This window comes from Pseudomonas sp. ADAK2 (assembly GCF_012935755.1).
Lineage (GTDB): Bacteria > Pseudomonadota > Gammaproteobacteria > Pseudomonadales > Pseudomonadaceae > Aquipseudomonas.
In genome coordinates this window covers 5,562,290-5,588,631 of the sequence record NZ_CP052862.1, presented here as the reverse complement: position 1 = coordinate 5,588,631, position 26,342 = coordinate 5,562,290, and the positions used below count along the sequence as shown (strand labels likewise).

At 61.0% G+C, this 26,342-nt stretch carries 18 protein-coding genes, 1 tRNA gene and 3 pseudogenes; 12 read left to right on the top strand and 10 right to left on the bottom strand.

Annotated elements, in window-relative coordinates:
- The first annotated feature begins 129 nt into the window (after positions 1–129).
- Entirely contained in the window at positions 130–2,799 is a 2,670-nt protein-coding gene (gene aceE / locus HKK52_RS25685) for a pyruvate dehydrogenase (acetyl-transferring), homodimeric type (protein ID WP_169373087.1), read from the top strand.
- Between the two features lie 75 nt (positions 2,800–2,874).
- On the opposite strand, the gene HKK52_RS25680 is transcribed toward aceE, so the two are convergent.
- Positions 2,875–4,092, bottom strand: coding sequence for an MFS transporter (locus HKK52_RS25680; protein ID WP_169373086.1), 1,218 nt, complete (start codon positions 4,090–4,092; stop codon positions 2,875–2,877).
- Between the two features lie 334 nt (positions 4,093–4,426).
- On the opposite strand from HKK52_RS25680, the gene HKK52_RS25675 reads away from it, so the two are divergent.
- On the top strand, positions 4,427–6,484 hold the full coding sequence (locus HKK52_RS25675; protein WP_169373085.1) for a methyl-accepting chemotaxis protein: 2,058 nt from the start codon (positions 4,427–4,429) through the stop codon (positions 6,482–6,484).
- Positions 6,485–6,600: 116 nt separating this feature from the next.
- Positions 6,601–6,677, top strand: a tRNA-Met gene (locus tag HKK52_RS25670).
- A gap of 66 nt (positions 6,678–6,743) precedes the next feature.
- Here HKK52_RS25670 and HKK52_RS25665 read toward each other — a convergent pair.
- Positions 6,744–7,853: a DUF2817 domain-containing protein gene (locus tag HKK52_RS25665; RefSeq protein ID WP_169373084.1), complete on the bottom strand. Its 1,110-nt coding sequence runs from the start codon at positions 7,851–7,853 to the stop codon at positions 6,744–6,746.
- A 166-nt stretch (positions 7,854–8,019) separates the two neighbouring features.
- On the opposite strand from HKK52_RS25665, the gene ggt reads away from it, so the two are divergent.
- Positions 8,020–9,852, top strand: a complete 1,833-nt coding sequence (gene ggt / locus HKK52_RS25660) for a gamma-glutamyltransferase (RefSeq protein WP_169373083.1) — start codon at positions 8,020–8,022, stop codon at positions 9,850–9,852.
- A 140-nt stretch (positions 9,853–9,992) separates the two neighbouring features.
- Here ggt and HKK52_RS25655 read toward each other — a convergent pair.
- Positions 9,993–10,177: pseudogene (locus tag HKK52_RS25655) on the bottom strand (gamma-glutamylcyclotransferase); the annotation flags it as partial.
- A gap of 26 nt (positions 10,178–10,203) precedes the next feature.
- Positions 10,204–11,298, bottom strand: a complete 1,095-nt coding sequence (ddlA, locus tag HKK52_RS25650) for a D-alanine--D-alanine ligase (protein WP_169373082.1) — start codon at positions 11,296–11,298, stop codon at positions 10,204–10,206.
- Positions 11,299–11,406: 108 nt separating this feature from the next.
- On the opposite strand from ddlA, the gene HKK52_RS25645 reads away from it, so the two are divergent.
- Positions 11,407–12,672: an MFS transporter gene (locus tag HKK52_RS25645; protein WP_442962273.1), complete on the top strand. Its 1,266-nt coding sequence runs from the start codon at positions 11,407–11,409 to the stop codon at positions 12,670–12,672.
- Here HKK52_RS25645 and HKK52_RS25640 read toward each other — a convergent pair whose 3' ends face one another.
- Complete coding sequence (locus HKK52_RS25640) at positions 12,673–13,314, bottom strand: LysE family translocator (protein ID WP_169373080.1); 642 nt, start codon at positions 13,312–13,314, stop codon at positions 12,673–12,675.
- A 151-nt stretch (positions 13,315–13,465) separates the two neighbouring features.
- On the opposite strand from HKK52_RS25640, the gene HKK52_RS25635 reads away from it, so the two are divergent.
- The 3 genes from HKK52_RS25635 (at position 13,466) to HKK52_RS25625 (ending at position 15,360) form a co-directional block, all read left to right on the top strand.
- Positions 13,466–14,275: an AraC family transcriptional regulator gene (locus tag HKK52_RS25635; RefSeq protein ID WP_169373079.1), complete on the top strand. Its 810-nt coding sequence runs from the start codon at positions 13,466–13,468 to the stop codon at positions 14,273–14,275.
- Positions 14,276–14,351: 76 nt separating this feature from the next.
- A complete protein-coding gene (locus HKK52_RS25630; RefSeq protein WP_169373078.1) occupies positions 14,352–14,720 on the top strand; it encodes a cupin domain-containing protein in 369 nt (122 codons plus the stop codon).
- A gap of 76 nt (positions 14,721–14,796) precedes the next feature.
- Positions 14,797–15,360, top strand: coding sequence for a GNAT family N-acetyltransferase (locus tag HKK52_RS25625; RefSeq protein ID WP_169373077.1), 564 nt, complete (start codon positions 14,797–14,799; stop codon positions 15,358–15,360).
- Here HKK52_RS25625 and HKK52_RS25620 read toward each other — a convergent pair.
- From HKK52_RS25620 to HKK52_RS33045, 3 genes and pseudogenes are all read right to left on the bottom strand, one after another.
- A complete protein-coding gene (locus tag HKK52_RS25620) occupies positions 15,357–15,962 on the bottom strand; it encodes a flavin reductase family protein (RefSeq protein ID WP_169373076.1) in 606 nt (201 codons plus the stop codon). The genes HKK52_RS25625 and HKK52_RS25620 overlap by 4 nt on opposite strands.
- Positions 15,963–16,016: 54 nt before the next feature.
- Positions 16,017–16,445: pseudogene (locus HKK52_RS33050) on the bottom strand (methyl-accepting chemotaxis protein); the annotation flags it as partial.
- Positions 16,446–16,604: 159 nt separating this feature from the next.
- Positions 16,605–17,243, bottom strand: a pseudogene (locus HKK52_RS33045) (PAS domain-containing protein); the annotation flags it as partial.
- 332 nt (positions 17,244–17,575) lie between these two features.
- Between HKK52_RS33045 and HKK52_RS25610 the strand changes: the two are divergent.
- Positions 17,576–18,946, top strand: a complete 1,371-nt coding sequence (locus tag HKK52_RS25610; RefSeq protein ID WP_169373074.1) for a GntT/GntP/DsdX family permease — start codon at positions 17,576–17,578, stop codon at positions 18,944–18,946.
- Between the two features lie 27 nt (positions 18,947–18,973).
- On the opposite strand, the gene HKK52_RS25605 is transcribed toward HKK52_RS25610, so the two are convergent.
- Positions 18,974–20,287 carry an MFS transporter gene (locus tag HKK52_RS25605; protein ID WP_169373073.1) on the bottom strand — a complete coding sequence of 438 codons (1,314 nt, stop codon included), beginning with the start codon at positions 20,285–20,287 and terminating at the stop codon, positions 18,974–18,976.
- Positions 20,288–20,455: 168 nt separating this feature from the next.
- Here HKK52_RS25605 and panB point away from each other — a divergent pair, with 168 nt between their 5' ends.
- The gene (gene panB, locus HKK52_RS25600; protein WP_169373072.1) at positions 20,456–21,274 is read left to right on the top strand and encodes a 3-methyl-2-oxobutanoate hydroxymethyltransferase; all 819 of its coding nucleotides are present in this window, start codon (positions 20,456–20,458) and stop codon (positions 21,272–21,274) included.
- Here the strand turns inward: panB and HKK52_RS25595 are convergent.
- On the bottom strand, positions 21,259–22,656 hold the full coding sequence (locus HKK52_RS25595; RefSeq protein ID WP_169373071.1) for an aminotransferase-like domain-containing protein: 1,398 nt from the start codon (positions 22,654–22,656) through the stop codon (positions 21,259–21,261). The genes panB and HKK52_RS25595 overlap by 16 nt on opposite strands.
- 182 nt (positions 22,657–22,838) lie before the next feature.
- Here HKK52_RS25595 and HKK52_RS25590 point away from each other — a divergent pair, with 182 nt between their 5' ends.
- Together HKK52_RS25590 and HKK52_RS25585 are read left to right on the top strand one after the other, a co-directional pair.
- Positions 22,839–24,257 carry a short-chain fatty acid transporter gene (locus tag HKK52_RS25590; protein WP_169373070.1) on the top strand — a complete coding sequence of 473 codons (1,419 nt, stop codon included), beginning with the start codon at positions 22,839–22,841 and terminating at the stop codon, positions 24,255–24,257.
- Positions 24,258–24,564: 307 nt separating this feature from the next.
- Complete coding sequence (locus tag HKK52_RS25585) at positions 24,565–26,262, top strand: acid phosphatase (RefSeq protein ID WP_169373069.1); 1,698 nt, start codon at positions 24,565–24,567, stop codon at positions 26,260–26,262.
- The last annotated feature ends 80 nt before the right edge of the window (positions 26,263–26,342 follow it).

Here is a 26,342-nt window from a genome sequence, read left to right as displayed (position 1 = left end):
GCGCAGCACGATAAATTCCGCACATGGTTGCAATTGCAACTACATGCATGCCGAGGGATTGGCGCCAACTGCTCCCCTCGCCAAGTACCGAACGCGCGGTGCTCCCGCTGCACTTTCCAGGAGACGACGATGGCACAACAATCCATGTTTCTCGACGAGGATCCACAAGAAACTCGCGAATGGCTCGAATCCATTGAATCGGTTCTGAGCGTCGAAGGCCGCCCTCGAGCCCATTACCTGATCGACCAGTTGCTGGACTTCGATGTTGCCCAACATGGCGACTTTTACGGGCGAGTCACCACGCCCTACGTGAACACCGTTGCGGTGGACCGCCAGCAACCCTATCCCGGCGATCTGATCGTGGAACGACGGATCAACGCCTACATCCGCTGGAATGCCCTGGCCATGGTGCTGCGCGCCGGCAAGCACTCGAACGTGGGCGGACACATTGCCTCCTATGCCTCGGCCGCCGTCCTCTATGACGTCGGTTTCGAACATTTCTTCCGTGGCCGAACCGAGCAGTTCGGGGGCGACATGGTGTACATCCAGGGCCACTCCTCGCCGGGTATTTACGGCCGCGCCTACCTTGAGGGTCGCCTGAGCGAGGAACAACTGGATAACTTCCGCCGCGAGACGGATCGTGATGGCGTGTCGTCCTATCCTCACCCTCGGCTGATGCCCGACTTCTGGCAGTTCCCCACCGTATCCATGGGTCTGGGGCCGATCACCGCGGCTTATCAGGCGCGCTTCATGCGCTATCTCGAGGATCGCGGCCTGAAGGAACACCAGGGTCGCAAAGTCTGGGCATTCCTGGGCGACGGAGAGATGGATCAACCGGAATCCCTGGCGGCGATTTCCCTGGCGGGCCGGGAAAAACTCGACAACATCATCTTCGTCGTCAACTGCAACTTGCAGCGCCTCGACGGTCCGGTGCGCGGCAACGCCAAAGTGATCCAGGAATTCGAAAGCCTGTACCGCGCAGCCGGCTGGAATGTAATCAAGGTTATCTGGGGTGGTGGCTGGGATGCCTTGCTGGACAAGGACAAAAGCGGCCTGCTGCGCCAGCGCATGATGGAATGCGTCGACGGCGAATATCAAAACTACAAATCCCAGAACGGTGCCTACGTACGCGAACATTTCTTCGGCAAATACCCCGAGCTGCTGGCGCTGGTCAGCGACCTCAGCGACGATGAAATCTGGAAGCTTTCCCGCGGCGGTCACGACCCGGAAAAAGTCTACAACGCCTACGCCGCCGCCATGCGCCACACCGGCGGGCCAAGCGTTATTCTGGCCAAGACCGTCAAAGGGTTTGGCATGGGTGAAGCGGGTGAAGGCCAGAACATCAACCACCAACTGAAGAAGATGGGCGAGGATGCGATCAGAGCCTTCCGCGATCGCTTCTCGCTGGAAATCACTGACGATCAATTGAGTGAAATGCCTTATCTCAAGCCTGCCGAGGACAGCGTCGAAGCGCGCTATCTGCAGGCCCGGCGCACTCATCTGGGTGGCTACATTCCAGAACGCGTCAGTGTCGCGCAGCCGCTGCAGATCCCGCCATTATCGATAATGGGCACCCAGCTCAAAGGGACTGGCCAGCGTGAGATCTCCACCACCATGGCGTTCGTGCGAATCCTTGGGACCCTGCTCAAGGACCCGAATATCGGCAAAGTGATCGTGCCCATCGTCCCCGACGAATCCCGCACCTTCGGCATGGAAAGCCTGTTCCGCCAGATCGGCATTCACTCCCACGTCGGCCAACTGTATACCCCTCAGGATGCCGGCCAACTGAGTTATTACAAAGAGGCCCGGGACGGGCAGATCATGCAGGAAGGCCTGAACGAATCCGGCGCGATCTCCTCCTGGATAGCGGCCAGCACGTCGTACAGCAACCACGGCGTGACGATGGTGCCCTTCTACATTTTCTATTCGATGTTCGGCTTCCAGCGAGTCGGCGACCTTGCCTGGGCCGCCGGTGATGCTCGGGCCCGGGGCTTTCTGCTCGGCGCTACCTCAGGTCGTACCACCCTGATGGGCGAAGGGTTGCAACACGATGATGGCCACAGCCATGTGCTGTCTTCGACCGTGCCGTGCTGCTTATCCTACGATCCGACCTACGCCTACGAACTGGCCGTGATCATCCAGGACGGCATGCGCCGCATGTATGTCGACAACGAGGACATCTATTACTACATCACGCTGCTCAACGAAAACTACGCGCACCCGGACATGCCGGAAGGTGCCGAACAAGGCATTCTCAAGGGGATGTACCCGCTCTCGGCCAGCGGCACCCCGGCCGAAGGCAAGCATGTGCAACTGATGGGCTGCGGTTCGATCCTGTTGGAAGTCATCGCCGCCGCGCAATTGCTGGAGACGGATTTCGGCGTCAGCAGCGAGGTATGGAGCGTGACGAGCCTGACCGAACTGCGTCGGGAAGGTCAGGAAGTCGAGCGCTGGAACCTGCTGCACCCGCAAGAGACGCAACGCATCGGACATGTTGAACGTTGCTTGCAGGACAAGCCAGGCCCGGTGGTGGTCGCGACCGACTACATGAAGATATTCGCCGACCAGATCCGGCCGTTCGTTCCCAAGCGGCGCTTCGTCGCGCTGGGCACCGATGGCTTCGGGCAGTCGGATACGCGCGAATCACTGCGCAAGTTTTTCGAGGTCGATCGGCACTTTATTGCGGTAGCCGCGTTGAAAGCGTTGGCCGATGAAGGCACGTTACCGAGGGAAAAAGTGGCCGAAGCCATTGCCCTGTACGGGATCGATCCGGAGAAACAGAATCCCGCCAAAGTCTGACAGCACTCACCCGCCCAAGAAAAAGCCGCGTTTGATACGCGGCTTTTTTGTGCCTGACGTCACCTGTAGAAGCGGTCAGGGCTTCTTGGTTCTCGGCAGGAAGATCGCCAACACCCCGAACAGCGGCAGGAACGAACACAGGAAGTACACGTATTCAATCCCGCGGACGTCCGCCAGATGCCCCAGCAGCGCCGCGCCAATCCCGCCAAAACCGAACATCAGGCCGAAGAACACCCCGGCAATCATCCCGACATTGCCCGGCACCAACTCCTGCGCGTAGACCACGATCGCGGAGAACGCCGAGGCCAGGATGAAGCCGATCACCACGCTCAGAATACTGGTCCAGAACAGGTCGACATGGGGCAGGATCAGGGTGAACGGCGCAACCCCGAGGATCGAGAACCAGATCACCGCCTTACGCCCGATCTTGTCGCCAATCGGCCCACCGAAGAAGGTCCCCGCCGCCACCGCACCGAGGAACAGGAACAGGTGCAGCTGTGAACTGGCCACCGACAGGTCGAATTTCTCGATCAGGTAGAAGGTGAAATAACTGGTGAAACTGGCCATGTAGAAATACTTGGAGAACACCAGCAAGCCCAGTACCACCAGTGCGCCGATCACCCGGTTTTTCGACAGACCGTGAGTTGCCGCCTGACCTTGCTTGAGCTTGAACAGGTTCAAGTGATTGGCGTACCAGCGGCTGATGCGGTACAGCACGAACAGCGCAAACACCGCGAACAGCCCGAACCACGCGACATGCCCCTGACCGTAGGGAATGATGATCGCCGCAGCCAGCAAAGGGCCGAACGCCGAGCCGGCGTTACCACCGACCTGAAAGGTCGATTGCGCCAGGCCGAAACGCCCGCCCGACGCCAGTCGCGCCACGCGCGAAGCTTCCGGGTGAAAGGTCGAGGAGCCAATTCCGATCAACCCCGCCGCCAGCAGAATCATCGGAAAACTGCCCACCTCTGACATCATCAAGATGCCGATCAATGTGCACACCGTCCCGGCGGGCAACAGCCACGGCTTGGGATGGCGATCGGTGTAGTAACCGACCCAGGGTTGCAGCAACGAAGCCGTCAGTTGGAACGTCAGGGTAATCAGGCCGACCTGGGTAAAGGTCAGGCCATAATTGGCCTTGAGCATCGGATAAATCGACGGCAGCACCGACTGAATCAGGTCGTTGATCAAATGCGCCAGCGCTACGGCGCCGATGATGCGCATGACTAAAGGACTGCTTTGCGGAGTCGCGGATGCCGGCGTACTGCCGGTCTGGGCATTGCTGATAGCCATGGGAATTTCCGTACTACAGAGGGGTGCACACGGGCAGGTGCGCCAATGTGCCATTTTTCAGTGCAACAGCGCCATCCCCTTAGCCTGCTAACGACTTCGACATTCATCCGAAGAGTGGGTGATAGCGCAACGCCATGGTCTAAATCTTGCCTTGTTTATCCCCTTCAACGCGGCCCCCTTACAAAGGGGATCGAGAATGGGAAGTTTCGCTACAGAGTCGGCCTACAGAGCTGGCGAGGGTGAACTTTCGAGGCCTTTTAAAAGGGCACGAGTCGCGGTCGCAACGGCCACGACGCACGCCAATGGTGCGTGGTGTCCAGAGGAGTCATGGGGCATGCAGGCTTTTTTATCACCGGGGATCGGGCTGCTGGGGCGTTTTGGCTTCGCGCGCAAATTTCAGTTGCTGTTTTTGCTGTTTATCCTGCCGCTGGCCGGCAGCCTGTGGATGATCGGCCAGGATTATCGGGACAAACTGCAGCTCATTTCCGGCGAACGTGCCGGGGTTCGGCAATTACTGGCTCTGGATGCGCTGGACAATCTGCTCGCCGCCCAGCGTGACCGCGCGGCCCGTTGGCGCGCCACCGAAACCAATCGCCAGCCGACCCCGGCCACCATCGCCGCCATGGGCGCGTTTGACGCCGTGCAGCCCGCCGTCGCCCAAGCCACCACGGACTTGGGCAACGCGTTGAAAACCGAAGGCGCCGAGGGTGAAACCCTGACCCGCTATCAAGCCCTGCAAACCGCCCTCAACGGCCTCGATTCGAAAAGCCTGAGCAGCGTCGGCTGGTGGCCGGACGGTTACGATCGCTTCACCAACGCCTTGAGCGCCCTGCAAGCGTTGCGCGAACAGATCGCCATGGACAACCGCCTGACCCTGGCGCCGTGGCTGGAAACCTATTTGCTGACGCAGATTTCTACCCAGCACGCGCCGGACCTGATTGAGCGAGTCGGACGGCTTGCCGCGGTCGGCCAGGCGTCAGTGGTGTCAGGCCAGTTCACCTTGCAGAGCCGACTGCAACTGCGGGATCTGCGTGGTCGCATCGGTGATGCCCGGGAGCAGCTTGTGAAAACGGCTAGCCTGCTCGAAGCACGCCTGCCCAGCGCCCTGCAAACCTGGGCCGGGCAATACCATGACAGCCTCAAGCATCTCGATGGCACCTTGAAGGTCCTCGATGATGGCGTGTTCGGCGGCAGCATCAACCTCAAGCCGGAAGACTTCGAACGCAACCTCGATGCGCTGCTCACCGACCTCGCTTCACTGCGCCAGCAATCGCTGGTGTCGCTGGATCAACGCCTGGATTACTACCACACCTCGGCCATCCGCCAATTCATCCTGGTGGCGACGATCTTTGGTTGCCTGCTGTTGGCCGCGCTGTACCTGTTCGTGTGCTTGCAGGCCTCGATCCGCCGCAGCGCCAGCGGCATCACGGTGCTGGCCGAAGCCTTGCGTGACGGCAACCTGAGCCTGCAAGTGCCGGTGCAGGGTCGCGACGAACTGGCGGCGATCAGCACCGCGCTCAACGTCGCCGTTGTGCAGTTGCGCAATAGTTTGCTCGGGGTCGATCACGAGACTTTGCAGTTGAGCAACGCCGTGCGCACCCTCAACGATCACTCCAGCGGCGCGCTGGGTGAAGTCGAGGCCCAGCAAATCCAGATCAGCCAGATCGCCGCCGCAGCCACGCAATTGGCTGCCACCTCGCAAGGGGTCGCCCAGAGCTGCGAACAGGCGTCCGGCAGCGCCCAGCACACCCAGCGCATCGCCGCCGACAGCAGCCGCGACAGCCAACGCACGACGGCGAGCATTCAGCAACTCAATCAGCGGCTCAACGACACGGCGGCGGCCTTGGGCCGGGTCAGTGAACAAGGGCAACAGATTCAATTGGTGGTCGACACCATTCGCGGCGTCGCCGAGCAGACCAACCTGTTGGCGCTCAACGCGGCCATCGAAGCGGCTCGTGCCGGTGAGCAGGGTCGCGGGTTTGCCGTGGTGGCGGATGAAGTACGCAGTCTGTCCCAGCGCACCCAGTCTTCCACCGCGCAGATCGCCAGCACCGTCGACAGCCTGCGCAGCACGGTGAATGAAGCAGTGACCCTGATGGAAGCCGCTTGCGGCCAGGCTCAGACCGACGCGCAAGCCGTCACGGGCCTGGGCGCACGCCTGGGGGAAATCGCCAGTGCCGTGCAAAGCGTTACCGACACCCTGGCGCAAATCGCCACCGCCGTCGAAGAGCAAGCAAGCACGGCGGATGAAGTCAGCGGCAATATCCAGCAGGTCGATCAGGCCGCCGTCAGGTTGCTGGAAGGCGCGCGGGCCGTGAACCTCGCGGCAGACACCTTGAGCCAGGGCAGCAAGGCCTTGAGCGCGAATACCGGGAGATTTCAGCTCAGTTGATGCCCTGCCCTGCCCCGTTTTTTCGGGCCAGGACGATAACCGGTTGAAAGTGTGGAGAAATATTTTAAATTTACGCTTGACGCATCTGCGTTCCAGGTGAATAATGCGCGCCACTTGGCTACATAGCTCAGTTGGTTAGAGCATAGCATTCATAATGCTGGGGTCCGGGGTTCAAGTCCCTGTGTAGCCACCAAGTACTAAAAACGGCTTACCGAAAGGTAGGCCGTTTTTTTATGCCTCGAGAAAAGTGCCGATCAAATCAGGCACGTAACGTCGACAATGCAGACAAGCCGCGTTCCCAAATCTGCCAGGTGCGCAGCCAGACCATGGCCTGCCAGTCACTGTCGGCGGGATAGAACTGCTCCAGCAGATTGAGTTTGATCCCGCGCCCAACGGCATCACTCGGATTGCCATGCAGATGCAGCCAGTGGTCATCGCGCAAATGCCGATGAACCTCCGCCCCCGGATACGTCCCGCACTCGATCACAAACGGCATCAGCCGCACCTGTGGCAAAGCATTGAGCAACGCCTGCGACGTATAACCCGTCGCGGTCGCCGCTACCCCGGTTTCGCTCGTGGTGTTGGCGCCGGTGTGCAAGGTGTAGAGCCATGGGCCGTAAATCGCTTGCGCATCTTCCAGGGCCGGGTACGCCGCTTCGGTAATGGTCAGCAGCATCGGATGACCGTACTCCCCCGCCCCGGTGTGCAAGTCGAAGCACATCGCGACGTCGGCGTGAGCAACGTGCTTCTGAATGATCTGGTGCAACGTGCAGTTCGACCAGCTCGGTGCCAGGCCGCCATAGAACAAACCGTCCGCGTGACTGTGCTGCCCGCCCTCGACAATCGACATCACCGCCGGCCAGCCATGTTCATTGATCTGCGCCTCGAGCAAGGCATCGGCGCGATCACGCTCGGGGCCGTGCAACTCCGTGCAGGCATAGATTTCATGCAGCAACCCGTAGGCTTGGTTATCCGGCAGCGGTCGCTCGAAGTTCAGGTGATTGCGGTTCAGATCGATGTTGTCTTCGTTGACCCGACGCAGCCACGCCGTGCCCCACGGGTTGATCAGATGGATCATCACCACTGCGACATCCGCCGGCAGCGAACGCTTGCCCAAATCCTGCAGCCATTTGATCTGACATCCCGAGCCGTAGAAGCCTTCAACCCCATGGGTGCCGCTCAGCGCGATCAACAGGCGCTTGGCGTGGGGATCGCCGAGCACCGCGACATCGGTGCTCAACGATTCACCGAACGGCCCTTTAAGCGGATGCGGATACTCGGTCAACGTCGCCCCGGCTGCAGTGGCCGCCGCGAGAAATTGTTCACGTTGCCCACGGTAACTTGGCTGGGTAGGAAACTCGCTCTGCATGTGTGCCTCTTGTTGGTTTTCTGGCCGCTGTATTGCCTTCGACCCTACAGAAAACTCGCCCACTGATGAAGGACAAAAGTGTCGTGGCTGTCGGACGAGGTTTACGTCGTACCCTGTCGGCCGATAAAGTCTGCGGATCTTTTATCCCACGGACGGAGTGCCCCGCGTGTTCTCAGCCTTCCCATTGAGCCGCTATCGCCTGTCAGCCCTGTCGCTGATCGCTACCGCATTAACCCTCGCCGCCTGTAACGCCCCGCCCACTTCAACCTTGCCCCTGGCGCCAGAAGCCGCCTCGGGGTATCGCACCGACCTGCAAACCCGCTACGCCTCGAAACACATGGCGGCCGCGGCCAATCCGCTGGCGGCCGAGGCCGGGCGGGAGATGCTGCGTCAGGGCGGTTCGGCCATTGATGCGGCCATTGCGATGCAAGCGGTGTTGACCCTGGTGGAACCGCAATCGTCGGGCATCGGCGGTGGTGCGCTGATCGTGCTGTGGGACGGAAAAGCTGTGCGCACGTATGACGGTCGGGAAACGGCTCCGTCCGGCGCCACCGAGAAACTTTTCCTGCAAGCCGATGGCACACCGATGCCGTTCACCCAGGCGCAAATCGGTGGTCGCTCAGTAGGGACGCCGGGGGTGTTGCGGGCCCTTGAATTGGCCCATCAGAAACACGGACGCCTGCCCTGGGCGAAGCTGTTCGAGCCGGCGATCAAACTTGCGGAAAATGGCTTTGCGATCTCACCACGTTTGCATCAGTTGATTGCATCTGACTCGTCGATGCAGCGTTCGCCGGACATGATGGCGTACTTCCTGAATGCCGATGGCAGCCCGAAAGCCGTCGGTACGCCACTGAAGAATCCGGCGCTGGCCGCGGTGCTGAAACGCATCGCGCAGGAAGGTCCCGACGCGTTGTACAAAGGGCCGGTTGCCGAAGAAATCGTCGCCAAGGTTCAGGGTCATAAAAACCCGGGCAGCCTGTCGCTGAACGATCTTCAAGGTTACAAGGCCAAGGAGCGCGCGCCGCTGTGCACCGACTACAAACGCTGGCAGGTCTGCGGCATGCCGCCACCGTCGTCGGGCGGGATTGCCGTGGCGCAGATCCTCGGCACCTTGCAGGCCCTGGAAACCCGCGACCCGCGCTTTGCCCTGGCGCCGCTCAAACCGCTGAAGACGGACAAACCGGCAGGCATCGAGCCAGCGCCAGAAGCCGTGCACCTGATCTCCGAAGCCGAACGCCTGGCCTACGCCGACCGCGCGCAGTACGTGGCCGACACCGACTTCGTGCCAGTGCCGGTCAAAGGCCTGGTCGACCCGACCTACCTGGCCAGCCGCGCCGCGCTGATCGGTGACCGCAGCATGGGCTCGGCTAAACCCGGCACACCGCCGGGCATTCAAGTCGCCTACGCACCGGACCGCTCGCCCCTGCGCATCTCCACTTCGCAAGTGGTGGCGGTCGATGACGAAGGCGGCGCAGTGTCCATGACCACCACCGTCGAATCCGCATTCGGCTCGCACCTGATGGTCCAGGGCTTCATGCTTAATAACCAGATGACCGACTTCTCATTCATCCCCGAAGAGAACGGGCAGAAAGTCGCCAACCGCGTCGAACCCGGCAAACGCCCACGCTCATCCATGGCGCCGACCCTGATCTTCGACCGCCAGAGCGGCGAATTCCTCGCCACCGTCGGCTCCCCCGGCGGCTCGCAGATCATCGAATACGTCGCCAAATCCACCATCGGCCTGCTCGACTGGAACCTCGACCCGCAAGCCGCCATCAGCCTGCCCAACTTCGGCAGCCGCAACGGCCCGACCGAACTGGAACAGGGGCAGTTCAGTCCGGCGTTGATTCAGGCGTTGAAGGACAAAGGGCATGTGGTAAATGAGATTGATATGACCAGCGGGACCCAGGCGATTGTTCGGGTCAAGGATGCGCAGGGGAAAGCTTCGTTGGCGGGAGGGGCGGATCCGCGGCGTGAGGGGGAGGCGTTGGGGGATTGAGTCGTACGCTGAAATGAGAAAAGGCTTACCGGGAGGTAGGCCTTTTTTAGACTTAGCAGGAAGAAGAAGTAGAGATAATTTTTATATCCACTTCAAAGTAACCCGCTAGTCAGAGCATATCGAGCACCTCTTTAGAGACGCAGAATCGGGTGATGGGTCTTGCCGCTGGGGGCCAGCACTTCGGGTCGGTGATTTCCACCCAGGATTGCTCATACCCCGGCATCGCATCGGCGCTGCCGCTCAGTTCGCGGCCGAAGTTGGCCAGTTGCACGGCTGTGTCCTGCAAGGTGCTGTAGGAAAACAGGTAAACAGTTGCAGCCGTCATCGATACATCCTTGAGTGAATATTTGCCTAGCGACTGATCTTCAACGCCTGCCGCGCCTGATGCTTTTCCAGCGCCAGGTCGATCAAGCGGCTGACCAGTTCGCTGTAAGTCATGCCGGTGGCCTGCCACAGTTTGGGGTACATGCTGATGCGGGTGAAGCCGGGCAGCGAGTTGATCTCGTTGATCAGCACTTCACCACTGTCGGTCAGGAACACATCGACCCGCGCCAACCCGGAACAACCGAGCACCTGGAACGCCTCGACGGCCAACGCGCGAATGCGTTCGCTTGCTTCAACACTGATGTTGGCCGGTACCACCACTTGGGCGGCCTGGTCGTCGATGTATTTGCTGTCGTAGGAATAGAAGCCACTGCTCACCACGATCTCGCCACAACCACTGGCGATCGGCTGATCATTGCCGAGCACCGCGCATTCGATCTCGCGACCGCTGACGGCGGATTCGATCAGCACTTTTTCGTCAAAGCCCAGGGCCAGTGCAACCGCGGCCACGTATTCGGCTTCGTCGGTGACTTTGCTCACGCCCACCGAAGAGCCCTGGTTCGCCGGTTTGACGAACAGCGGAAGACCGAGTTTGCCTTGGACTTCCGCAAATCCGGTGCGCGCGGCGCTGGCACGGTTCAACGTCACGAAGGGCGTGACCGCAATCCCGGCATCACGCAGCAAGCGTTTGCTGATGTCCTTGTCCATGCACACCGCCGAACCCAGCACATCGGAGCCGACAAACGGCAAATCCGCCATGCGCAGCAAACCTTGCAGGCAGCCGTCTTCGCCGAGGGTGCCGTGGACGATCGGGAAGATCACGTCGACATGGCCCAGCAATTCCGGGCTCGAAGTTTCGACCAATTGCTGGCTGGCCTTGCCCGGCACCACCGCCAGTTCGCGATTGGATTGATTGAGGGCGATCAGCGCCGGGTTTTCCTGGTTCAGCAGGAAATTCGAGGGATCGTTGAGGTGCCAGTGGCCCTGTTTGTCGATGCCGATCAGCACCGGTTCGAAGCGCGAACGGTCCAGTGCATCGACGATGTTTTTCGCCGATTGCAGCGACACTTCGTGCTCCGCCGAACGACCGCCAAAAATAATTCCTACCCGCAGCTTGCTCATTGCCTGGCCTCCTGGTGAACGTGCTGTTTGATACCACGGCAATGCCGATGAGTTAAAGGCTGAAACTTCGCGCCGTCTGCACAAGTCATTGCTAATACTCATCCCGTCATGCCGAGGCCGCCCTTGAACGCTCCGACCGATCGTCGCAACAGCCTCTCACTGGACGGGCTCAACTTCTTTCTCGCCGACGTGCGCGACGGGCTCGGGCCGTACCTGGCGATCTATTTGCTCGCGGTGCATCACTGGGACCCGGCCAGCATTGGCCTGGTGATGACCCTGGCCGGGATCGCCGCGTTGCTGACCCAGACTCCGGCCGGGGCGCTGATCGACCGAACCCGTCGCAAGCGCGGGGTGATCATCGTCGCGGCGCTGCTGGTGACGTTGAGTTGCCTGGTATTGCCCTTCATTACTTCGTTCACCCTGGTGGCCCTGACCCAAGCCTTGAGCGCCGCCGCAGCCTCGATATTCGCCCCAGCGATCTCCGCGATTTCGCTGGGCATCACCGGGCCTCGAGCCTTTACCCGCCGCACCGGACGCAATGAAACCTTCAACCACGCCGGCAATGCTGCCGCGGCGTTGCTGGCCGGTGGTTTTGCCTATTTGTTCGGCCCGGTGGCGGTGTTTTACCTGATGGCGGTGATGGCGCTGGCCAGCGTGATTGCCATCAGCTTCATTGCGCCGCAAGCCATCGATCACGACGTTGCCCGAGGCTTCGATCCGCAAGGCCCGGCCCATGGCGAACAGCCCTCCGGCCTGAACGTTTTGCTGCACAACCGGCCACTGCTGGTGTTCGGCATTTGCTGCGGGCTGTTCCACTTGGCGAATGCGGCGATGTTGCCGCTGGTGAGCCAGAAATTGTCCCTGGTGAATTTGCAGATGGCCACGCCGCTGACGTCCGCCTGCATCGTCGCTGCACAATTGGTGATGGTGCCGGTGGCGTTGCTGGTGGGATGGAAAGCGGACGTGTGGGGACGCAAACCGTTGCTGCTTGCCGGCTTCCTGATCCTGCCGTTGCGCGGAGTGCTTTATACCCTGTCGGATGATCCGTACTGGCTGGTGGCGGTGCAGTTGCTCGACGGTGTCGGTGCCGGGATCTTCGGCGCCTTGTTTCCGGTGGTGATCAAGGACCTGACCCAAGGCACCGGCCGTTTCAACGTAAGCCTGGGCGCGCTGTCGACGGTGTTTGGGCTTGGCGCCGCACTGAGCAACGGATTGGCCGGGCTGGTGGTTCAGCAGGCCGGCTACAGCGCGGCATTCCTGACCTTGGCGGCGGTGGCGGGAGCAGCGTTTGTATTGCTCGTGGTGGCCATGCCCGAGACGTTGAATCGGGCGCCCGCCGTTGCCGATCAATCTGCGGCCACGGCGCTGACCTGATCAGCGATTGGCCACCAGATGCGCACCAAACAGCAGGTAGCAACCGCCGGCAAAACGGTCCAGCCACTGGCGCGATCGCTCATAAACGCTGGCAAACCGACGGCTGGCAAACAGCAGCGCCACGCTGCAATACCAAGTGAACGACAGGCTCGCCATGGTCAACACCGCCAGGGCCAGCAACATCGGTGGCGGTGAGGCCGGCATGGCCGTGGCGAAAATCGTCGCAACGAACAGCGCCGACTTGGGATTGGTCATGTTGCCCAAAAAGCCCCGGCCATAGGCTGACAGCAGCGTCCGCCCTGCCCCGTTGAGCGAGTTGTTTGCCCCCGCCACCGTCGCCGGTTTGCGCTTGAACTGCTTCAAGCCCAGATAGATCAGGTAACAGCCACCGGCAATCTTGAACGTCAGGTAAAGCGTCGGCGCCGCGCTGAACAGCGACTTGATGCCCAAACCACCGGCCAATCCCCACAACACCGTGCCCGTGGCGACGCCCAGCGCGGACATCACGCCGTGCCGCCGGGAACAACTGGCCGCCAATTGCGCGATGTTGAAGAAGTTGGGCCCCGGCGTTACGACTGCGACCGTCCACAAAAGGGCCAGTGACAATAACGGTGCGGCGTAACTCAAGTGGCTCAGTTCCATTGGAGGGATCGCCTTCGTGGCATAGGAGAATTTCGTACCTTGCAACATTCTGTGGCATTTTTCTACTCGTCGCTGTAACGCCATCCCTCAGCAGACAGACCCGTTGCCCCTGGGTTAACGTGTTCTGAACCGAGTTCAAGACAACGCCACCATGGCCAAGCACACGCCACCCAACGACTGGTTCCACCGCGCGCCCAACAGCGGCGGGCTGGAGCGTATCGAGGCGTTTTTTGCCGGCCATGGCTACGACCTGCATCGTCACGACACCTATGCCATCGGCCGCACCCTGGGCGGGGTGCAGAGCTTTCAGTACCGAGGCGGCTGGCGTCACAGCCTGCCGGGCGGGACTTTGGTGCTGCACCCGGACGAACTGCACAATGGCGAGGCCGGCACCGACAGCGGTTTCCACTATCGAATGATGTACATCGAGCCAGCGCTGATCCAGCAGATACTCGGCGGTCAGCCGTTGCCGTTCATCAAGACCGGCCTGTCCACCGATCCACGTTTGTTCGCTGCCACCGATGTGCTGATGCGCAGCCTGGATGACCCGCTCGACCCACTGGAAGAACAGGATGCGTTGTTCGATCTGGTGCACGCCTTAAGCACTGTCTCCGGCGCGCCCGACAAACGCCAGCGCTTCGACTATGTGGCGGCGGAACGTGCCCGGGAGTTCATGCACAGTGCCCTGGACCGCAGCGTGACCCTGGAGGAACTGGCGCAGCACAGCGGGCGGGATCGCTGGAGTCTGTCGCGGGATTTCCGCCTGCTGTTCGGCACCAGCCCTTATCGCTACCTGACCATGCGGCGCCTGGACCTGGTCCGCGCGTTATTGATTCAGGGCCAGTCGCTGGTCAGCGCCGCCCTCACCGCCGGCTTCACCGATCAGAGCCACATGACCCGCCAGTTCAGCAAAACCTACGGTTTGTCACCGGCGCGCTGGATGAAAATGCACCGCCGCTGAAGCACGCACAATCGTTCAAGAATCACGCCGATACGCTGGTTATCGTGGGCTCGGAATCAATCCGGAGAACCACCTGATGAACACGTTCAAAAGCCTGAACTTCTTGCAGAAAATCGAGCTGATCGACCAGCACTGGTCACCCCGGGTCATCGCTGAAATGAACGACTATCAGTTCAAAGTGGTGAAGTTGCTGGGGGATTTCATATGGCACGATCACCTCGACACCGACGAAACCTTCATCGTCCTCGAAGGGCAATTGCGCATCGACTTTCGCGACGGCCATGTGCTGATTTCGGCCGGCGAAATGTACGTCGTGCCCAAGGGCGTCGAGCACAAGCCGTCAGCGGAACAGGAAGTGAAATTGCTGCTGATCGAACCCAAGGGCGTGGTGAACACTGGCAGCGAAGGCGGTGAACGCACGGCGGCAAATGATCTGTGGATTTGAAAAACAGCGCAAATGCGCAGACTGTGGCCGTCGCGATCACTTGACCGACTTCCCGGTCGACGAATAAGGACATTCCATGAGCGACTTCCCGACCCTTGAAACCCCGCGTCTGCTGTTACGTGAAATCGTCACGGCCGACGCCCCTGCCGTGCTGGGGATTCACGGCGATGAGCAGGCCATGCGCTGGTTTGGCATGGACCCGCTTACCGATATCGCCCAAGCCCAGGCATTGGTCGAGACGTTCGCCGAATTGCGCACTCTGCCCAATCCCGGTATCCGCTGGGGCATCCAGTCCCAGGAACACCATGACTTGCTCGGCAATTGCGGCCTGTTCAAATGGAACAAACTGTGGAAAAGCTGCTCACTGGGTTTCGCGCTGGGGCAGTCGGCCTGGGGCAAGGGCATCATGTCCGAAGCACTGCACACCACGCTGGCCTGGGGGTTCGAACAGATGCAGCTCAATCGGATCGAAGCCACGGTCCACCCGGAAAACCAAGCGTGCTTGAAGTTGCTCGAACGCTTGGGTTTCGTCCAGGAAGGTCGTCTGCGCCAGGCAGGTTTCTGGCTAGGGGAACATCACGATTTGCTGCAACTGTCGTTGTTGCGCGCAGACTTTGAAGCGCCGCTCAGTGCGACTTAGTCCGACTCGCGCAGGGTCTTGCCGTCCACTGGGTCACCGATCTTCAGGAAGTGCCCACCGGCAACATGGTGCAAGGTGCGCAACGCATCTTGCTCCTCGAAGTGCCAGCGGCCATCGCTGAACACGCGTTCATCGGCCTGGGCGGCAATCACTTCGGCCAGGAACAGGTCGTATTGCTGATGATTGTGCGGCTCCGGCAGCAGCCGGCACTCCAGCCACGCGACGCAACCGTCCAGCATCGGCGCATCAATCAGTTCAGCGCTGAAGGTCGGCAAGCCGAAAGCCTGGAACTTGTCCTGGCCTTTTTCCTGGGAGATTTCCAGGCCCGACGTCGAGCCCACGGTTTGCACGATATCGGCCTGGGCGGCGCAGGGCACGTTCACCACGAACGTACCCGAGGCTTCCAGCAGTTGTCGGGTCCAGGTGGACTTGTCCAGCACCACCGCGATTTTCGGCGGTTCAAAATCCAGCGGCATGGCCCAGGCCGCCGCCATGATATTGCGCTGGCCGTCGTGGGCCGCACTGACCAGCACGGTCGGCCCGTGATTGAGCAGGCGATAGGCCTTGGGCAACGGAACCGGACGGCGATGGGAAACGGTCATGGGTGTCTGCTCCGGAGGAAAACGCCGATTGTAGCGGGATCCGGAAGGCAAACATCAAGTCGCCAATTGATTGGCAAACTGCCCGACCGCGTTCACCACTTTCTGCGCGCCATCACGAATCTCGACGATCACCGTGCCCGCCTCCGCCGCCAGCGCCAGGCCTTGTTCCGCCTGGAGCTTGCCGTCGGTCATCAGGCTGACGGCGTTGCGCGCCATGTCCTGGTTCTGACGCACCACGCCGACAATTTCATCGGTGGCCTGGCTGGTGCGTGACGCCAGTTGCCGCACTTCGTCCGCCACCACCGCAAACCCCCGACCCTGCTCACCGGCCCGCGCCGCTTCGATGGCCGCGTTGAGCGCCAACAGGTTGGTTTGCTCGGCAATGCCACTGATGGTCTTGACGATGGTGCCGATCACCAACGATTGCTCATTCAAGGCTTCAATGCCTTCACCGGCGGTTTGCATGTGTCTGGCCAGGTCGCGCATCACGTCCACGGCCTGAGTCACCACGGCCGTGCCGCGCTGGGCGCAGTTGTCGGTCTGGATCGACGTGCTGTAGGCAATGTTGGCGGCGTCGGCGACGGCTTGTTCCTGATTGACCTGATCGGTAATCACCGTGGCGAACTTCACCACTTTGTAGAGCTTGTTGTTGGCGTCGACCACCGGGTTATAGGACGCCTCCAGCCAGACCACACGACCGTGGCTGTCGATGCGTTTGAAACGGTCGGCGACAAACTCGCCATTGTTCAGGCGGCGCCAGAAGTTCTGATACTCGGCGCTGTTGTACTCCTCAGGTGTACAGAAGGTACGGTGATGTTTGCCCTGAATCTGCGCCAGGCTGTAACCCATGCCGTTGAGGAAGCGCTCGTTGGCGCTCAGCACGTTGCCATTGAGGTCGAACTCGATCACCGCCGTCGAACGCACCAGCGCACCGATCAGGTTTTCGTGTTCACGAGACGCTTCGATGGTGCGGGTCAGGTCGCTGGAATAAATCGAGAAATGCTTGATCCGCCCGTCCGCCGAGCGCACCGGCTGCAGGATTGAACGCAACCACGCCTCGGCACCATTGCCGCGCAACAAACGCACGGTACCGGCGAAATGCTCGCCGCGAGTCAGCGCGTTTTTGAAGCGCCGATGAAATTCGTCGGACTTCACATGCGCCGGCACGATGTCTTCGATGTGCCGGCCGATCAGGTCGTTGCTCTTGTAGAGCATCTCGCCGAGAAAATTCTGATTGACCGATTGCACCCGCCCATCGGGATCGAGGGTCAGGGCCAGCATCTCGCTATCCAGGCTTTCCTTCACTTGCAGGAGGCTGGAGAGTTCTTCGCGAAGAGCGGACAGCTCCTGCTTCAAGCGTTTGTTGAACATGGGAAAGCACCGATGGGCTAGGAAAGAAAGCGGGATGCAGCCTAGCCATCGGCCTTGGGGATATTTTCTGAAGAGTGGTTGAGGGTTGTCCTACAAAAATAATGGCGAGGTGCCATTTGCCAACAGAAGCCCTATGCGAGCCGCTTACAAAACCCACCGCTCTAGCCCGGCCACATCAGGTATCCTCCGACTAAATTGCAACAACATGTTGCAACGGTATCGACCCGATAAGGAGTTCCGTTTTGGAGTTATCGACTGCTGCCTGGATGGTCCACGACACTCGCTTGATCCTTTGCTGCCTGCTGGCGATTGCCACGATTATCGTGTTGATCAGCGCCACCAAACTCCCGCCGTTTCTGTCGATTCTGATCGGCACTTTCATCGCCGGTGTCGGTGCCGGTTTACCGCCCGAGGACGTGGCCAAGGCATTCAGCAAAGGTGCCGGGGCGATTCTTGGTGAGGCGGGGATCATCATTGCCCTGGGGTCGATGCTCGGGGCGTTGATGGCCGAGTCCGGGGCTGCCGATCGCATTGCCTCGACCTTGCTCGGGCTGGGCAAAGGCAAGTCGTTGCCGTGGGTCATGGCGCTGGTGGCGATGGTGATTGGCCTGCCGCTGTTTTTCGAAGTGGGTCTGGTGATGATGGTGCCGATCATTTTCGTCATGGCGCGCCGTTCGGGTCAGCCGTTGCTGAAGATCGCCATTCCGGCGCTGGCCGGGATGACCACGTTGCACGCCTTGATGCCGCCGCATCCGGGTCCGCTGATTGCGGTCAGCGCGTTGCACGCCGACCTCGGGCTGACCATGTTGCTGGGCTTCAGCATCGCGATTCCGGCGGTGATTCTGGCCGGTCCGCTGTACGGCAATTGGCTGTCCAAGCGCATGCACGTTGAAGAGCCGGCGGAACTCGGCGCGCTGTTCAGCGCCCCGCCCAAGGCCCCGCGCCTACCGAGCTTCGGCATGTCGTTGCTGATTATTCTGTTGCCGGTGTTGCTGATGCTCGGCAGCACCTTGGCGAAAGTCGCCATGAGCCCTGAAAGCACCGCAGCCCTGACGCTGAAATTTCTCGGCGAGCCACTGGTGGCGTTGGGCATTGCGGTGATGGCGGCGGTGATCTGCCTCGGCTGGGCCAATGGCATGCGCCGCGAAGAAGTCGGCGGCACATTGCGCAAAAGCCTGGCGCCGATTGCGGTGTTGCTGCTGACCATCGGCGCCGGGGGTGGCTTGAAGCAAACGTTGCTTGATGCCGGTGTCAGCCAGACCATCAGTAAAGTCGCCGAAGGTGCGCACATGCCGTACTTGCTGCTGGCCTGGTTGATCGCCGTGGCGTTGCGCCAGGCTACCGGCTCGGCCACGGTCGCGACGACGACCACGGCGGGGATCCTGGCACCGATGATGGCGGGCCTGGCGGCGACGCAAAGCTCATTGGTGGCGTTGGCGATTGGCGCCGGCTCCGTGTTTTTCTGCCACGTGAACGACGCTGGATTCTGGATGGTCCGCGAGTACTTTGGCTTGCAGCTCAAGCAGACGATCTGGGTCTGGTCGATCCTGCAAACCATCGTGTCGGTGGTGGGGTTGGTGGGGACATTGTTGTGGTGGCATTGGTTGACTTGATGGCCGCCGCGCCCGTCCCCGAGATAGCTACAGGCAGGGCGCCACGGAAGGGCTCCCGACCTTGGGCATGCGCGCGCCAAAATACGCCGCGCTGCTCACGCCCACCGCGCCCATCACCGCACAGAAAATCACACAGATCCACGGACTCCACGGCATCAGACCGATCAACAGCAGCGGTGTGATACTCGCCCAGGCGGCGTAGGCAATGTTGTAGGTGAAGGAGATCCCCGAGACGCGAATCCGTGCCGGGAACAGGCTGACCATCACCGACGGCACCGCGCCGACCACGCCGCAACTGAGACCGGCAATCGCATAGGCCAGGCCGATCCAGTCGCCGCCGATGATCAGGCAGGTATAGAGCACACCGATGCCCAATGGCAGCAGCAAGCTATAGAGCATTACCGTGCGCCAGGCGCCAATACGATCGACCAGCAAACCGGCGAGCACGCAACCGATGTTCAGGAACACGATGCCCAACGCGCTCAGGGCAAAGGTATGGCTGGCGGTCATGCCGAAGGTTTTTTGCATCATGGTCGGGGTGATGACCACGAACACCACCACCGCCGACGTCAGCACACAGGTGAGGATCATTGCCGGCAGCATCGCCAGGCGATGTTCGCGCAGTACCGTGCGCAGCGGCAGCTCGACGGCTTCATCGCGGCGAGCCTGCATCGCCATGAACACCGGGGTTTCACTGAGCCAGCGACGCAGCCAGACACCGATCACGCCAAACACGCCACCGAGCAGGAACGGATAGCGCCAAGCGTAATCAAGGATTTCTGCCGGGGTGAAGGCCTGGGCCAGGAAGGTCGCGGTCAACGCGCCGATCAAGTAACCAAACGTCAGCCCGGCCTGGAGGAATCCGAGCGCATAACCGCGATGCCCGGCCGGCGCGTGCTCGGCGACGAACACCCAGGCGCTCGGCACTTCCCCGCCCACCGCCGCGCCCTGGAGGATGCGCAGGACCAGCAGCAGTAACGGTGCGAAATAGCCGATTTGTGCGTAGGTCGGCATGATCCCGATCAGCAGGCACGGCAGCGCCATCATCAGGATGCTCAGGCTGAAGACTTTCTTGCGCCCCAGTTTGTCGGCGAAGTGCGCCATCAGAATCCCGCCCAGCGGCCGCGCCAGGTAACCGGTGACGAAAATCCCGAAACTTTGCAGCAAGCGCAGCCATTCGGGCATTTCCGGCGGGAAGAACAGCTGACTGAGGGTCAGGGCGAAAAACACGAAAATGATGAAATCGTAGATTTCCAGTGCCCCACCGAGTGCCGCAAGGCTCAAGGTCTTGTAGTCCGAACGGGTGAACGGCGCCGGGCGCGTTTCGGTATTGGCAGTCATGAAAAGAACTCTGGCACGGGCAAAAACCAAGGCGCACATGGTCTACGCAAATGCGCCGGTGGACAAGCCGATCAGGTTTCTGGGTTGGTTTTCAGCCACGCTCTGTGCATTGAATTCAGCGTCACGACACCAATAATCGGGCACTTTCCAACCCACAGGAAAGCCGCCATGATCAGCCATACCCGCAGTAAACGCCTGACCGTTCCCCAGTTGGTGGCGATGAAAGGCCAGCAGAAAATCGTCTCGCTGACCGCTTATACCCGCTCGATGGCCGAGTTGATGGACCCGTTTGTCGATTTCATATTGATCGGTGATTCCACCGCCATGGTCGGCTATGGCCGCACCTCGACCCTGGACATGAGCCTGGAAGAAATCATCGGCCATACCCGCGCGGTGGTGGCCAGCACCCGGTTGGCCTGCGTGATTGCCGACATGCCGTTCGGCAGTTATCAGGAATCGCCGCAGCAGGCCTACCGCAATTGCGCCGAAGTGCTGGCCCGCACCGGTTGCGATGCGCTCAAGCTCGAAGGCGGCAAGGCCCTGGCCAGCACCGTGGAATTCCTGGTGCAGCGCGGCATTCCGGTGATGGCGCATATCGGCCTGATGCCGCAGTACGTCAACGTCATGGGCGGCTTCAAGGCCCAGGGCCTGAACGACACGACCGCCGCGGCCATCGAAGAAGATGCTCGCGCGCACCTCGCCGCCGGCGCGTTCAGCCTGTTGCTGGAAGGGGTGGCCGAACCGCTGGCCCGGCGCATCAGCGATATCTCGGCGATGCCGACCATCGGCATCGGCGCTTCACCGGCCTGCGACGGGCAAGTGCTGGTGACCGAGGATATCCTGGGCCTGGGCGGCGAATATGTGCCGCGCTTCGTCAAACCCTATGCGGATGTCGGCGCACTGATCAGCCAGGCGTTCGAATGTTTCGCCGATGAAGTGCGCAACGGCCAGTTTCCACAGATGCAGCATTGCTACGGCGTAAGCTGACGCTCCTGGTCTATGGCCTCGGCCAGGGTCTTCACGGCCAGGCCGATGTCCTTGCTCCAGTCCACGGTGTAGCTCAGGCGCAGGCAATTGCGCCACAAACCCTGTTGACTGAACATCTCGCCGGGGGCAATCACGATGCCTTTGGCCAACAGGCGCTCGAACACCCGGCGCATGTCCACCGGGTACACCGACTGCGCCCACAATGTTGCGCCCCCCGCCGCTGCCACCACGTTGAACTGGTCGGCGGCGTGCTCCTGGAGCAGGCGGGTCATCTGCGTCATGCGCTCCTGGAGCAGACCGCGCAACACCTGCGCGTGCCGATCGATTCGCCGCGAGCCATACAAACGCGCCAGCGCTTTTTGCCGGATCGGCGACAGGCGAAAAGCACGGTCGAGGCACTGGCGCTGCATCGCGGCGTCCTGACCTCGGATCAACACATAACCGAACGGTGCTTCCGAACCGATGACTTTATCGAAGGTGGAAAACACCACCAGCCGCTCGGGGTCGGCGAAATCCCGGTAGCGCGACTGTTCGGGCAGGAAACCGAACTCGCCATAACTGTCGTTTTCGAACAGCCAGATATGCCGCGCCCTCAACCAATCGCATAACTGTTGTTTGTCGGCGGCCGGCATCAGGCTGCCGTGGGGCATGCTCACGGTCGATGAGAACACCGCCAGCGCTACGGTTTCACGCTGCAACAGGTCGTGAACCTGCTGCAGGTCAAAGCGGCCATCGATTTGCAGCGGTACCTCGATCACCCGGATATCCGCCGCGTGCAACTGCCGCAATATCGCCCAGGAACACGGCGACTCGACCAACGCCACAGTCCCTCGCAGGTTCAGCGCGGCCAATGACATGTCCAGCACACTGCGCAGGTCGGCGCCGATGAACACCTGTTCCGGCCGCCAGTAGTGCGCGGTCGAACGGGTGTAGCGCTCAGCCAACACCGTGCGTAATTCGATCTCGCCGAATGGCTGATACAACGGCACCGCCGAACGCGGGTATTGGCGCGACAGTTCGCGCTCGGTCATCAACAACGGGTTTTCCAGCGACAGCAACATCGACGGCGCATCACTGCTCAGCGCCAGCATGCCGGGCTGGCGTGCGTAGGCGTAAACGTTGTCGAGCAGGTTGGCGGCCGGTGTCGGCAGTTGCGTCGAGCCGGCGCGGCAGAAGTACCCGAGCTTGGGCCGGGAAAAGACGCGGCCCTCATCTTCAAGCAAGGCGTACGCACACTTGGTGGTGGATACCGAGACATTCAGGCGCAACGCCAACTGGCGCAATGACGGCAGTTTCCACTCGCCCTCGGTCCGGGTCGAGTCGATCAACTCGACCAGGTAGCGATACACGGCCTGATAAGCGAAGGTGCTGTCCTTGTTCAAACGCAGTCATTCCTTGAGTTGGGTACGGCGCAGCATCCTCCCATGACGCACGGGACGCAATGTGCGCCAAACCCTAAAACAGCCCCGCAAAAAAACTGCGATTGATTTACTGTTGGCACCTGACCAGACGGGCCTTTGCGGCCCGGAACATCACAATAATCATAAAAATCCGAGGTACTCCCGTGGCCGCTGATATCGACGATAGCCGCTATGCCCGCTTTGCCCTGCGCTGCTCAGGTTTTGCCGAACGCTGGTTCCCTGATTCCTGGGTGTTCGCCGCCCTGGCGGTGATCATCGTGGCCCTGGCGACCCTGGCCATGGGCGCCAAACCCACCGACGCCGCCATGGCCTTCGGTGACGGGTTCTGGAGTTTGATTCCGTTCACCATGCAAATGGCGTTCGTGGTGATTGGCGGTTATGTGGTCGCCAGTTCGCCGCCAGCGGTGAAGCTGATCGATCGCCTGGCGCGGATCCCGAAAAACGGTCGCTCCGCCGTGGCCTGGGTCGCATTGATTTCGATGGTCGCCTCGTTGCTGAACTGGGGTTTGTCGCTGGTTTTCGGTGGTTTGCTGGTGCGCGCCCTCGCCCGCCGCACCGATCTGAAAATGGATTACCGCGCCGCCGGTGCCGCTGCGTATCTGGGCCTGGGCGCCGTTTGGGCGTTGGGGTTGTCGTCGTCCGCCGCGCAATTGCAGGCCAACCCGGCCAGTTTGCCGCCGTCGATTCTGTCGATCACCGGCGTCATCCCGTTCACTCAAACGATCTTTCTCTGGCAGTCCGGCGTGCTGCTGCTGGCGCTGATCGTGGTCTCGCTGATCATCGCCTACGCCACCGCCCCCGGCCCGAACAGCGCGCGCGATGCCAAGGCTTGCGGGATCGACCCGAGTTTCAACCTGCCACCGCTGCAACCGCGCACCCGCCCCGGCGAATGGCTGGAACACAGCCCGTTACTGACGATTCTGCTGGTACTGTTGGCCGGCGGCTGGCTGTTCCATGAGTTCTCGACCAAACCGGCGATCAGCGCGATCTCCGGGCTGAACACCTACAACTTCCTCTTCATCATGCTCGGCGCCCTGTTGCACTGGCGCCCGCGCAGCTTCCTCGACGCGGTGTCCCGCGCGGTGCCGACCACCACCGGCGTGCTGATCCAGTTCCCGCTGTACGGCTCGATTGCCGCGCTGATGACCACCGTCAAAGGCACCGATGCCCAGACCCTGGCCCACCACATCTCGACCTTCTTCGTACAAATCGCCTCCCACGACACCTACGCGCTGTTGATGGGCGTGTACTCGGCGATTCTCGGCTTTTTCATCCCGTCCGGCGGCGGTAAATGGATCATCGAAGCGCCGTACGTGATGCAAGTGGCCACTGATCTCAACTATCACTTGGGCTGGGCCGTGCAGATCTACAACGCCGCCGAAGCCCTGCCGAACCTGATCAACCCGTTCTACATGCTGCCGCTGCTGGGCGTACTCGGGTTGAAGGCGCGGGACTTGATCGGGTTTTCGTTCGTGCAGTTATTGGTGCATACGCCGCTGGTGCTGTTTCTGCTGTGGGCGTTGGGGACGACGCTGGTTTATACGGCGCCGGTGATGCCTTAAATGTTGTCAGGCGTTCATCGGTTCTGCGATGAACGCCGCTTTTGTGGCGAGGGCGCTTGCTCCCGCTCGGCTGCGAAGCAGTCGTAACCCGGCCACCTCGTTTCTCCTGAAACAACTCGCTGGCCAGTCTCAGGGCCGCTTCGCGCGCCAGCGGGAGCAAGCTCCCTCGCCTCAGTTTCCATACCGGTCATGCAACTGCAGATCGGATCCAACTTCGTGTAACCTCCCCGTCACATCGCGCTGCTAGCGTCCCGCCGAAACATATCGCAACAAATTGCCACAATTCTGCAAGAAAACAGGAGCTGGAATGAACGACGAAAAAGATGGAAACGACATCCCCTCCCCTGAAACCGATCAACCCGCCGATACCAGTCGCCGCCGCTTTCTCGGTGGTGTTGCGGTATTGGGTGTCGGGGCGACCCTGAGCGCCTGCGGCACTAAAGACAACGAGCCCGGCAAACCGGTCGAGCGTCCGCTGACACCCGCCGAGCTGGATAAAGCCCTGCACGAAAACGTGAAAAACGTGGTGGTGATCTACGGTGAAAACCGCAGTTTCAACAACTTGTTTGCGGATTTCCCGGGGATCGAAAAACCGCTGTCGGCCCTCAAGCCTGAGGATTACCAGCAACGGGACCGCGACGGCAGCCTGCTCTCGACCCTGCCACCGGTTTGGGGCGGTTTGAATCAGGTTGGCCCGCAAACCCTCGATGGCGTGATCTATCCCGCTGGCACGCAATTCCAGGAACACTTGCCCAATATCCCCTACGCCCTCAAAGGCCCGCAAGGCGAAGACTTGCCGCTGAGCCTGGTGACCCGCGATCTGTGGCATGTGTTCTATCAGAATCAGATGCAAATCAATGGTGGCAAGAATGACCGTTTTGTCGCCTGGGCCGACTCCGGAGGCCTGACTTTCGGCCACTACGCCCAAACCCGCTATTCATTGCGCTTGTGGGATGTCGCCCGGGAATTCGTGCTCTGCGATAACTTCTTCCAGGGCGCTTTCGGCGGCTCGTATCTGAACCATCAATACCTGATCAGCGCGCAGGTGCCGTTCTACCCCGATGCCGCAAACTCGATCGCCAAGCCACAGATCGCCACGCTGCAAAGCGATGACCCGACCGACAACCGTCTCAAGCCATTGGACGCCTCGCCCGCCAGCGCCATGACCGGCCCGCCGCAGTTCGGCCCAAGCCTGCTGACACCTGATGGCTACGCGGTGAACACCATGGCGCCACCGTACTGGCCGACCTGGATTCGCGACCCCGAGCGCCCGGACTACGCCAAGCCGTTGCCTAGCGTGCTGGTGCCGCAAACCCATGAACACATCGGCGACAAGCTGTCGAAAAAGAACGTCGACTGGGCCTGGTACGGCGGCGCCTGGCAAGCGACGATCGATGAGTACAAGGATTCGGGGGCCATTCCGAAAATCCCGAATTTCCAGTACCACCATCAGCCGTTCAACTACTTCAAGCGCCAAGGCCCGGAAAACCCGGCCGAGCGCGCCAAGCGTCTGCGCGACGGTGGCCTGGGCGATGAGTCGAGCACCAACAAGTTCCTGGCCGACGCCGAGGCCGGCAAGCTGCCGGCGGTGACGTTCTACAAACCCCAGGGCAACCTGAACATGCACGCCGGGTACGCCGACATCGCCTCGGGTGACCGGCATATCGTTCGCGCGCTGAAAGTGCTGCAGCAAAGTCCACAATGGAAAAACATGGTGGTGGTGATCACCGTCGACGAAAACGGCGGCTGGTGGGACCACGTGGCACCGCCCAAGGGTGATCGCTGGGGCCCGGGAACACGGATTCCGGCGCTGGTGATTTCGCCGTTTTCGCGCAAGGGCACGGTGGATCACACGGTGTATGACACCGCTTCGATCCTGCGGCTGATCACGCGCACCTTTGGCCTGGAAACCCTCGACGGGATCAAAATGCGTGATGACGCGATGATTGCCCGTGGGCAAAAGCCGATGGGGGATTTGACCAATGCCCTGCATTTTTCGGGTTGATTGATAGCAAGATCAAAAGATCGCAGCTTTCGGCAGTTCCTACAGGGCGTGTACCCGCGCAAATGTAGGCGTTGTCGCAG